A 10,723-nucleotide genomic window follows, 5' to 3' on the forward strand; every position below is an offset into this window, starting at 1 on the left:
GAAGCAAACAAGCCTGGTCGCGGAGATGCCTCGACACGGCACAGCTTCTGCACAACCTCGGTACCACGAATCGCCGCAGTGGCGTCGGGCAACCGGGTTGCCCGACGCTGAGACCACGGCGTGTGATAGCATTGCGACGGATTGCCATCGCCGACTCGAGGGGATTATTCAGCACCTCGAGTGTTCAGCGATCATCCTGCCTTACGCGTGCTGGACCGCGGTGGCCTGATCGGTCCGTTCTTGGCCGGCATCATCGAGGAAGCTGATCTTGCCGCTGGCGACATCATAGACGGCGCCGACGACCATCAATTGGCCCGATGCCACAGCGGACCGGATCGCCTCGCTACGGCCCTTGATCTTTTCCACCGTCTGCATCACGTTTCGCACCGTGACTTGATCAACCAGTGCGTCGACATGCGATTCGCCCTCGGCGTTTGCGGCACGGAATTCATCGCGATCGACGGAGGGTTCAATCTCGTTGATGATCGCGTGAAGATGCGGACAACCGGTTGCCTGGGTGACGTCTTGGTTTGTCCCCAACAGGTTCACGGCGGCAGTGACGGCGCCACAGCGAGTGTGCCCCATTACCAGCACGAGTTTGACACCCGCGACGGTAACGGCGTATTCGAGACTGCCGAGCGACTTCGTGCCGATGACGTTACCCGCGACGCGGACGCTAAAAATGTCGCCCAGTCCAACATCCAATACCAATTCGGCTGGTACACGCGAATCAATACAGCTGAGGACTGCCGCAAGCGGCGTTTGCCCACTCGCGGTTGCATTGACTTGACGCCCGAAGTCGCGAGACAAGCGATTTCCAGTCACAAAACGGTGGTTTCCCTCGCGGAGGATCGATAGAACCTGTTCCGGCGTGACGCGGCCCTGTAATTCGCGTGTCGAGTAGTCGGCGAACTGGATTTCATCCTGCAATTGATATTTATCGCGAAACCCTTTCAAGCTGACTGTGACGCCACGTGCGGGGGCTTTGTTGTCTTTGTAGTCGCGAATCAAGCTCAAAATATCCGGATCAATGTAGTCCGACTCAGTCGCGTCGATTAATAGGTGAGTGCCTCGCGGCGCTTCGACTAACAACTTATCCAAGGCAGCTCGATTCAAGAAACTGACTTGATTGGCCAATTCGACATGGATGATATCTCCGTCGAGGTGCGTTTCGACAATCCGTCGGATGGGGCGACGCAGATTACTGTTCAAAATGAACAGCACGCTGACGCCCAGACCGATCAGAATTCCGATCAGCAAGTCGGTCATCACGATCGACACAAGCGTGATGATAAACGGAGCGAACTGATACCGACCCTCTTTCCACATCTGTGAAAACAGTTTGGGGCTGGCCAGTTTAAAGCCGGTCACAATCAGGATTGCCGCCAGCGCCGAGAGCGGGATCATGTTGATGTACTGCGGGAAAAAGACCGCACACAACAGCAGCAGCACGGCATGGAAAATCGCCGACATCTTTGTTTTGCCGCCGGCATCGACATTGACGCTACTGCGGACAATGACCGACGTCATCGGCAAACCGCCTATCAATCCGGCGAATACGTTTCCAACACCCTGGGCAACCAATTCGCGGCTCGGAGGCGAATCGCGTTGCTCGGGGTCAAGCTTGTCAACCGCTTCGAGGTTCAGCAGCGTTTCCAGCGACGCGACGATGGCGATTGTGACGCCCGCGATGTAGATCGCCGGGTTGGTGAACTGAGAAAAATCAGGCGTGGTGAAGAACGAGAAAAACGCAGATGGCGTTTCCGCAACCGGGAATTGAACAAGGTGAGTCGAAGTGATTTCCCACTTTCCACCCAAGGTTCGCAGATACACACTGATCGCGACGCCCATCAAAACAACCACCAACGGCCCCGGTACGACCGAGCGTTTGAGCGGTTTGATCTTCTCCCACATCACCAGAACGAGGATCGAAAGTAGACCGACCACCAACGCGCCGACGTGGATGTCGCCAGCCAAAGTCAAGAAAATTTCGGTAAAGGTGTTCTCGTTGTCGGGCTGCGAAAACGCCATATCCCCCTCGGGGTCATTGTCATGGCCGACGATGTGAGGAATCTGTTTCAGAATCAGGATTACCCCGATCGCAGCCAGCAAGCCTTTGATCACACTGGAGGGGAAAAACGCTGACAATGCACCGGCCCGAGCGATCCCTAACGCAATCTGCAACACGCCGCCGACCACGACGGCCAACAGGAACGCCTCGAAGGAACCGAGCGAAGCAATTTGTGCCGCGACAATCGCAGTCAATCCCGCCGCGGGACCACTGACGCTGGTGTGCGAGCCGCTAAGAGCACCGACGACAATACCGCCGATGATGCCTGCTAAAACACCGGCAAACGGAGGCGCGTCCGAGGCGATTGCGATGCCGAGACAGAGCGGAAGCGCCACCAGGAATACGACGATCCCCGACAAGAAATCCTTCGGGATTGTTTTCGGAGAAAATAGTGACGTGGTTGCACCGGATCGGGGTGGTTGTGAATTCGACATAGAAGTGGAGTTATTAGGAAGCAAGTTTGGTGAAGTGAGAGAATGTTGCGAAACCGATCACGGTAGAATCGGATGAACTCAAGCAGCGATCACGGCAGCCGGAGAGCCACAACGGACGCACGGATTTCGAGTATCGATCCCTGACATGCAACTGCGGATTTTAGAGTCGGTGCCAAGTCAATCGTTTGCAACGAAACGCAGACACGTTCTCAGACGCGATGACAGTCTTCTCGCCAATGTTTCACGAGACGAATCGTCTGGGGGACGCACAATCACGGAATTTGCGATTCATGAAAACACGCTCGCAAAATGAGCGATGCGATCAAGCAAATTCGGTCAAGACGTGCCAAATTTTGGCGATGGGATCATTGCGAACAAAGAGAGCGTCCGCAGAAGAGTGACCGCTAACAGCGGATCGGAGCAAGCACCGCCTCATTAATGCGATGCCCCACCAAACTGCGCCGGGGGGTCCGCTCACTTACACGGACTTTTGCATCGGACCGCAGCAGGTCGAATGCCGATGGATAGGCCTGTTCTCGCCGATGATGCTCTTGCGATTTTCGTTCGCGAGTTGTCTCGGAGATCGGCTCACGTTCTTCGTGCTCTTCCGCTGGCGATTGTGAATCCGTCGCGTTGGCGAGCAGCGATACAGGCACGAAAAACGTGCCGCATGGCAATGCCAAAGCGAATAGCACAAGAGCGAAAAAGGCACCTGAACAACGCGGTTTCATGAAAGATTTTTGGACCCAAAGGGGCGAGACAGTAAACCGGAGTGGTAACAACAGTAAAATCGGCACCACGCTCAGAATACGATAGAAAATCGAGTGGGTTCGTCAAGGTGAAAATATTATCCACCAACAGATGAAGATCGTGTGTTGGCGAGAAGAGAATTCTTGAATTCGTTATTTTGCCGCCTCTCTTCCCGGGCGTTTCGCTTTTTACGGGGTTTTTAGCCAAAAAAATTGCCCGCTCAGGTGAAAAAACTCAGCGGAACCAAGGATCGGGATGCACCGATTTCCGGTTTGGTAAGGGCGGTTTTCTAGCAATCTTGGCTGGAACTGGCCGGAGATCGCGCGTTTAAGGTTGGTGATTGGCTAGGAAATGGTCATGATAAAACAGAATGGAATCGTGTGAAAAACGGCAGTGCCGGTGTTTTCGACGAACGCGATGACCGGCATCGGATGTCGGACACTCTATTTCTTGGGAAGGGGTCGCTTGGCTTTTCAACCTTTTGCAGTCCGCTGCTTGACGTGTTCAAGTCGTTTGCGGGTGACGGATCCATCACTGGTGGGGACCATCGCTGCCTGCCCAAAATGCGGCTCGATGGTGGAAATCCAGGGCGAATTGCCGCCAAGCCACGCGCCCGAATCGCTGCCGAGAAACCCCCAGCAGGTTGCCTTGGGGATGGACAGTGTTGATAGCGAAACGATTACCCGAGACGCTCTGTCTGCGGGCGAATTTGATCCCGATACCGCCGCTCCCCCGATTCAGTCACATCCAGAACCGTTTGTTGGAACCGAGTCGGTGCCGCCATCGCAGTTAGCGGATCCGGGAATGCCGATTTCGCCCGATGGTTGGCAAAGCGACCGCACCCGCAAGTCTCGCCAGATGGGGATGATCGCGGCCGTTTCGATCGCCACCGTGCTGATTGCGACAGTGGTCTTCGTGTGGTTTGTGCGGACATGGGACCGAGGATCCGCCAGTGCTGAGATCGAGTCCCCAGCGACCGCCGCTGATAGCACCGATATCCCTGACGCCGGCGATTCTGTGGAGGCCGATGCGATTGCCCCCGAAACGAATTCCGAAACGAATTCCGCGACAAAGGTCGATACGAAACCCGAGGAAGCTTCCCAGCCGGCGACGGTTGTGCCCTCGAACCCCGACGACAATCCAACCAACCTCGACGTCGAACCCAGCGATGGGAACCCGATTGACGTTACACCGGGCGAGACCAAACCTAGCGAAGTCACAGAGAACTCCACCGCTGTGAAACCGATGCCATCGGAGCTTGCTGCGGTTTCGTTACCCAAAGGCAAGTCCAACGAGATTCCCAGCGACTTGCTACCGGTGGATCCGCTCGGCCCGATTGTTGACGTTGACCGAGACGCGGCTGCTCCGGTTGTCGACGATGGCATGTCAAAGCTGGATGAAATTCCACCCGAACTACGAAAGTTCACGCTGTTATTGGATCTCGGTCGCGAAGCCAACGAAACGAAACCGACAATCGAAACGCCGCCGACGCTCGACAAACTGAAGGTCGAAGACGCAGCCGAGGAGACGCTCGATCCGATGATGATCGCCACCCCGCCTCCGCCGATCAACCTCGATCGGGCGTTGGCATTGAAATTTGCCATGAACGCCAAAGGCTATCCTTTAGGCGATTTGGTATTGTTGTTCAGCCAACTTTCGGGCGTTCCAATCCAGATTGATTGGATGTCATTGGATTTGGCGCAGATCAGTATCCGCGAACGGGTTCCCACCGCACGCGGTTTTTTGTCAGCACGAGAGCATTTGGAACAGATTGGCACGTCGATTGGGGCCGCGATTCAGTTCGATCAATCGTATGCGATGATCACAATGGACGACACTGAGTTTGCCACGCGTGTGGAGCCACTGCTTCAACTAGATGATTTCGGCGACGATCGATCGACCGCGATCTCGGTGTTGGGCAAATTCTTACAGCAGGATGCCGAGCCGCAGCCAGGAACCGTCAAAATTGGCAACACATTGGCAGAACAGCAACTCGCGGTTCTTGCGTTTGAATCGCTGCGACGGATGCGGGGGCTCGAAGGAAAGCTACCGGATCAATTCTTCAGTCGCTGGGCTCACGCGGCAAATGCGACCACGGGGCCGTGGCCAGTGCTTGCCGCCGGAGATTCGGGGCCCGCACTCGATGCTCCGATCACGATCGCCGAGCTTTTGCGTCGTGTATCGCGAAAAAATCAAGCCACCTGTATGGTGAATTGGTTTGATGCTCGACGACGGCGTCTGTCGCCCGAGCAGCTCGTGATGCCGTATGCGAACGACGATGCCGGCACGATGTTGTCCACCCTGCTGCGACCATTTGAGATGCAAGTGCGTCGTGTTGACGATTCACTTTGGTGGGTAGGCACCGAAGCGACGTACGACCGTTTGCTGTTGGTCGTGTGGTCGGAACCGCTTGGTGACCAACGTGACACGTTCATTCAGCAGGTTTCCGACGTGATGGCGGGCCGCGGCGATGAAGGCGGACGGATTACCTATGACTCGGTCAGCGATCGTGTGATGATGTTGCTGCCTCGCTACATCGTTCGCCAATTGCCGAAGGTTCAAACCTAACTCGGTCAATAACACAGAACCGCTTTCGTGATCCCGCTGCGTCGGTATCCCGGGCGGTTGCCGCAGGAGCTTACTGCGTTACGGCCAATTCTGGGATCGGCTGGGGCGGGAAGGCAAAACGTTCATAGGTCGCAGGGCCGACCTCCAAGTTCAACTCTTCGTGTTGCGATCGAACACTCGCAAATGCTCGGTGGCTGAGCAAAAAGACTTCGTCCTTTTCGTCGCAATCGATCGTGACAATATTGCTGTCACGTTTCTCCGACATTCGTATGGCTTGTTGCAAATGCGCAGCCAACATTGCCTTCAGCGGTTCGTCGGGTGCGGATTGATAGACTCCGCTTGTCGCCATTTTTGGGTGATCACATTGGGTCACCGATTCGGATACCGTGATGACCGGTAAACCATCGTGCAAGATGCTGGTTAGCCGAACGGTGGGGTGAACGGTGTTGTCACTGACTTCGGCAAGCACGGTGTGGTTGCAACCCAGCATCAAACCAATCGACTGGGATGTTGGCTTGTCTTGGAACCTCGCAAAGGCACGGCTTGAAAATCCAAGCTCGCTCAGCCGTTCCATCTTATCCATCGTCAAGCTGCCCACGTGATCATCCATCGCGGCTAACACCACCGGATCTTGGTAGATCTTGCTCGGTCGATTGCCTTGATCCGAATTCTCATTTGTGGATTCATCCTCGACCTCACTCGATGATGAATTGTAACGCAGGATTGCGCTCGGAGAGGCCTCGGCCGATTTCGGCATTGGGACTTCCGGAATTCGCTCGGGTTTCGGAGCCCGTGCATTGACGATCGCACCCAACACTGCAGCCACGCCGATGGCGATCAAGCCAAAACCGAGCACCGTGTGTAGCGAGTGGCTTTCGGGTTGTCCAAAGCCGCCCAGCAGGTAAGCTTGATAGCCGCCAATCATCAGTAAATTGATTCCGACAAACGTATAAGCGAATCGCGTCTTGCTGCCACCGCGTCCGCGTCGCAGCGGAATACCGAGCAGGCTGACGAGTGATGGTAGCGGCAAAAACAGCCACGACCAAATCGAAAGTGAACATGTGCCGCATAGCACCAATCCCGTGGCAATCATCCCCAATGATGCGATCAACAGAAACGCCGATGTCAGCTTGTCCGGAGGGGATTGAAGCGGCTCGATCCGATAGCGTGGCTGCGAATCGGGGTGAGCTTGGCCCGCGTGCATGATTCCCGACTGCTTGATTGCAGTGAACCAATCCGCGGCACCGTCGTCGCTCGCTGGCGGCGAAACGAGCGTGTTCATCAGAGTGATCGTTGCATCGCAGGTGTCACGGTGAAGGTAGCCACGGATTTCATCGGACGAATCGATTTGCTGTTTTGCGTTCGTCACGTCGCGGCTGTGTCGTGACAAGCTGACAAGCGGGCCGGATTCCCGCAGTCCCTTGGTCTTCGAGAACAAGGGAATGCCACGAAACGATTCTTCCAGCAGCGAGTCGATGGGGGCTTGCCCGAGCGTGTCCGCCACATCTTGTTTCATCGCTGCGATTTTGGTCTGGATCAACTCAGGGTGTTTGCTCAGTTCGACGGGGTTTAACCCTTCGGCAAATGCCGTGGTGATATGTTCGAGCGGACTTGTCGGTGCTTGGTGGTCAAAGTCCACATGCGTCAGAAGGACAAATGGGTTATCCCCCATACCTTCGGATTTCAATTGATCAAGATCCAATTCGCGTGGAAATGATTTCATCGCATAGGCGCGATGGCAGTTGGGGAGACCAGAGAACAAACCAAGCAGCGTTCCTAGGCACAGCAGTGTGAACCCAACGAGCAGGTAGAAACTATCGTGACGCCGTGGCGTGACGGCAGTATTCGAGGTCGATTTGCGACGTGAGGATTTCCTCATAACCAAAGCTTCCAACTGAGTTAGGTTTTGCGTGATCAGGTGATAAACCAACAAAAACCTACGTTACTTTTTGTAACGATGACGCAAACCGTGTCGGGGGCAGTGGAATACCTCGTCGATCGCAGCGGTTATACCGGAGACGACGAATATCTGCAGAGGACGCGGAGGATCAACCGGCTGATCGACCGTTGCCACGGGCGGTGCGACCCCCACCCTGATCCGCACCAGACTGTGCGGGCTGGGGCAATTTCGTGACGCGCAAGGTCGCCATTACGAAATTATCTTGATCGCGTGATCAGACGCCGTCTAAAGGCTTTCGGCTTCCAGTTTTGCTTCAAATTCGCGGAGTTGACGAAGCATGGGGGGCGAATGAGGCGTCAAACGAACCGCTTTTCGCTGGGTGAGTACCGCATTTTTATAATCACCGACTGCGAAATAACATCGCGCACATGTGTCTAGCAGTGCCGAATCGTTTGGCAATAGTTCAACCGACTTTAGGCTGAACCGGAGTGCTTGTTCATAGTCGCCTTTGGTATTGCTAACCAGCCACGCGTATTGATTCAAGGCTTGCGCGAGCTCGTAACCGCGTGGTTGGAACCGAGCTTGCTGCTTCATCATTACTTCGATACTGGCAATTTCTTGCTTCGAGCGTTGGATATTTTGGTTTAGCAACAAGTCGACGGTCTCGCTCCAATTGGGATCGTTTTGGTCGAGCCGAAACATCGAGATCAAAATGTCAATATTTGCAGGTCTCAGCCGAAATGCTTTGACGAGCAACGGTTTCGCCGCTTCGACATCGCCTTGTTGAACTTTCAGCAGTCCCGAATGCCACAGGATGTTGCTACGCATTTCGTCGTAGGAAAATCGCAAAGCATTCAAACGATTCTTAAGTTGGTCGTCGCTTTCGATCCGATCGATCAACGGAGTCAACAAATCGACTACATCTTGGTGTCGTTCAAGATCGGCTAACATGGTGGCGAGCAGATCACGAGCGCTAACCGACGGTGACGCATCCATTTCTAAGTGGTCGATGATGCCGCGGTATTCGCGTTCTGCCCATTCATACAGTCCACGCTTTTGCAATTCTTGGGCAATTTCGCGATGGGTCTGTGCGATTTCTTCGAGTTCGTTGGGCGAGATCGCTTCAAGCTCAGCTGCGTCGTTTGGAAATGGACGGATCTCCATCGCTTGGTCCGCCAGCAATTGTGCTCGCCCTGGATCCCCTTCGGCTTTGATTGCTTCCGCGGCCGAGTACAGCAACATCGGTTGAGCATCGAACATTTGCAGATGACGTTTTTGCAGTTCAATGACGATCGGATGTAGGCCGTTTTCGATGGCCCAACGACAGGCTTCGGTGAGATCTCGCGTGGTGGGCGGAATCAGATCGAGATTGGCTGTGGCAAGCGCTAATGCGTCATCGAACTTGTCGCTCAACCAAGCATGCCGGACGCAGACACGGACGAGTTCGAGTACTGAGTCACGCGTGGTTTGTTGATTCGACGCGGTGTCCAATTGGCGACGCTGCTTGCCCACGATTTCGCTCCATCGCTCGGCATCGTAGGTTCCCTGTTGCAAATCGCCAGCGTACGCCATCAACCAAGTCGCAGCGGCTCGCTCGCTGTGTCCGAGGCCTTCGCGAATCTGCTGGGCATTTTGTTTTCGCCGATCCACCACATCGGATGCATCTTGTTGCATGATTGCCAATGCGGCCACCCGGCTGAGGTCGAGCGAGGTTTCAAAGCGAGTCAGCCGAACCAGCGCCTGCAACCCCGCACGCTCGGGCAATTCCGACAAACGGACGATCCGGCTGCGTCGTTCGTCGACGCTCTGGGCGCCGTATTCGTGTAGGATGTCTCGCACTTCGTCGGAATCACTTGGCTTGGACCAACTGACCAACAAACTGCTCACCAAGTGGCGGGCCGTCATCGCAATTTCGTTGTCGGGATGGTATTGGGCCAAATGCAATTCGTCGAACGCCTGCAAACCCAGACGGGCGAGCGACTCGCGTGCTCGAACCCGCGTCGCATAGGTTTCGCTGCCCAATTGTTCGATCAGCCGATTGACTGCCGACTCGCTGCTGCCTGTTTGGGAGGTTTGCGACGGCTCGTCCCCCGAGTCTCCAAGAACGACATTGGAAGACAATGCAAGCAACACCAGCAATGTCAAAAAAGCACCCAGATGGGGGCCAGCTGAGGTTGGGGTCATGCAGAAACGCATGCGGATTCTCCGGAAAACGATGACAAGCACGGCTTTATGAATGCCACGTTATTCTAAAGCAATTGGTGTTTTTGTGCATTGTGAAAGCGAGACACCACCGCCGCGACGAAATGTTTTCTCGCTGTCGACGCGGGGACCCGCAGCATGAGCCGGAACAATTTTCGAGCTAGCAAAGAGGCGAAAGCGGCGTTTTCAGCAGAAAGTAAGCGATTATCGGCTGCAATTTGTCTGTGGCATGCCAAGAACCGTGACTTCGGCAGCGAATGAAATCGAAGTTCCGCAGCTCTCGTAAAACCGCTACTATGCCAAAGCCTAGCAATTTTCCACAATGGAATCGGGCATGTTCCCGATTCCGTCGTGACTCTCTGTTGTAAATCATTGATGAAACCAAAAAACAAGAAAGCCCCATCCTCGGGAACCGAATCCGCCTCGGGCAGTGCATCCGCCTCGAAGCAGGATGGTCGTGATCCTGCGGAAATCCGTGCCGAAGCGTTTCGCATGGCTGGCCAACGCGAAACCGTCGAAGCGTTTGTGGTTGCGTTCATTTTGGCGTTGCTGTTTCGAGCGTTTTTGGCCGAAGCCTTTGTGATTCCCACCGGCTCGATGGCTCCGACATTGATGGGGGCTCATAAAGACCAAACCTGCGACCGCTGTGGAAATTTATTCCAAGTTGGGGCAAGTTTGGAACGTCGTGGGGCATCAACCGACGAAGTGGTGGTGGCGGGGATCTGTCCGAATTGCCGGCACGTCAATCCAATGGATCTGGCTGGCGAATCGGATGACGGAACCTTCAATGGCGACCGG

General features: G+C 55.0%; 7 protein-coding genes. 3 read left to right on the forward strand and 4 right to left on the reverse strand.

Features of this window, described 5'->3' with window-relative positions; translation table 11 throughout:
* The coding region (locus tag RMSM_RS42685) for a hypothetical protein (RefSeq protein ID WP_040767534.1) at positions 1–229 on the forward strand (229 nt) is incomplete at its 5' end.
* Here the strand turns inward: RMSM_RS42685 and RMSM_RS16710 are convergent.
* Positions 202–2,505 (reverse strand): SulP family inorganic anion transporter, encoded by a 2,304-nt coding sequence (locus RMSM_RS16710; RefSeq protein WP_008698602.1) that lies wholly within the window; start codon positions 2,503–2,505, stop codon positions 202–204. The two genes, RMSM_RS42685 and RMSM_RS16710, sit on opposite strands and share 28 nt — an antisense overlap.
* 404 nt (positions 2,506–2,909) lie before the next feature.
* A complete protein-coding gene (locus RMSM_RS16720) occupies positions 2,910–3,236 on the reverse strand; it encodes a hypothetical protein (RefSeq protein ID WP_008698605.1) in 327 nt (108 codons plus the stop codon).
* Positions 3,237–3,774: 538 nt separating this feature from the next.
* Between RMSM_RS16720 and RMSM_RS16730 the strand changes: the two genes are divergently transcribed.
* Positions 3,775–5,823: a RodZ family helix-turn-helix domain-containing protein gene (locus tag RMSM_RS16730; RefSeq protein ID WP_144057716.1), complete on the forward strand. Its 2,049-nt coding sequence runs from the start codon at positions 3,775–3,777 to the stop codon at positions 5,821–5,823.
* Positions 5,824–5,893: 70 nt separating this feature from the next.
* On the opposite strand, the gene RMSM_RS16735 is transcribed toward RMSM_RS16730, so the two are convergent.
* Positions 5,894–7,702, reverse strand: a complete 1,809-nt coding sequence (locus RMSM_RS16735; RefSeq protein WP_144057717.1) for a hypothetical protein — start codon at positions 7,700–7,702, stop codon at positions 5,894–5,896.
* Between the two features lie 306 nt (positions 7,703–8,008).
* Positions 8,009–9,907: a tetratricopeptide repeat protein gene (locus RMSM_RS16740; protein ID WP_052031667.1), complete on the reverse strand. Its 1,899-nt coding sequence runs from the start codon at positions 9,905–9,907 to the stop codon at positions 8,009–8,011.
* A gap of 393 nt (positions 9,908–10,300) precedes the next feature.
* Here RMSM_RS16740 and RMSM_RS16745 point away from each other — a divergent pair.
* Positions 10,301–10,723: S26 family signal peptidase (locus RMSM_RS16745; RefSeq protein ID WP_040767540.1), on the forward strand; the 423-nt coding region annotated here is incomplete at its 3' end.

It is taken from the genome of Rhodopirellula maiorica SM1, assembly GCF_000346295.1.
Taxonomy (GTDB): domain Bacteria; phylum Planctomycetota; class Planctomycetia; order Pirellulales; family Pirellulaceae; genus Novipirellula; species Novipirellula maiorica.

What these genes read in the sequence shown, in the direction of transcription:
- RMSM_RS16720 (WP_008698605.1), bottom strand. Translation starts at nt 3,236, where the DNA reads ATGAAACCGCGTTGTTCAGGTGCCTTTTTCGCTCTTGTGCTATTCGCT.
- RMSM_RS16735 (WP_144057717.1), bottom strand. Translation starts at nt 7,702, where the DNA reads ATGAGGAAATCCTCACGTCGCAAATCGACCTCGAATACTGCCGTCACG.
- RMSM_RS16740 (WP_052031667.1), bottom strand. Translation starts at nt 9,907, where the DNA reads ATGACCCCAACCTCAGCTGGCCCCCATCTGGGTGCTTTTTTGACATTG.
- RMSM_RS16710 (WP_008698602.1), bottom strand. Translation starts at nt 2,505, where the DNA reads ATGTCGAATTCACAACCACCCCGATCCGGTGCAACCACGTCACTATTT.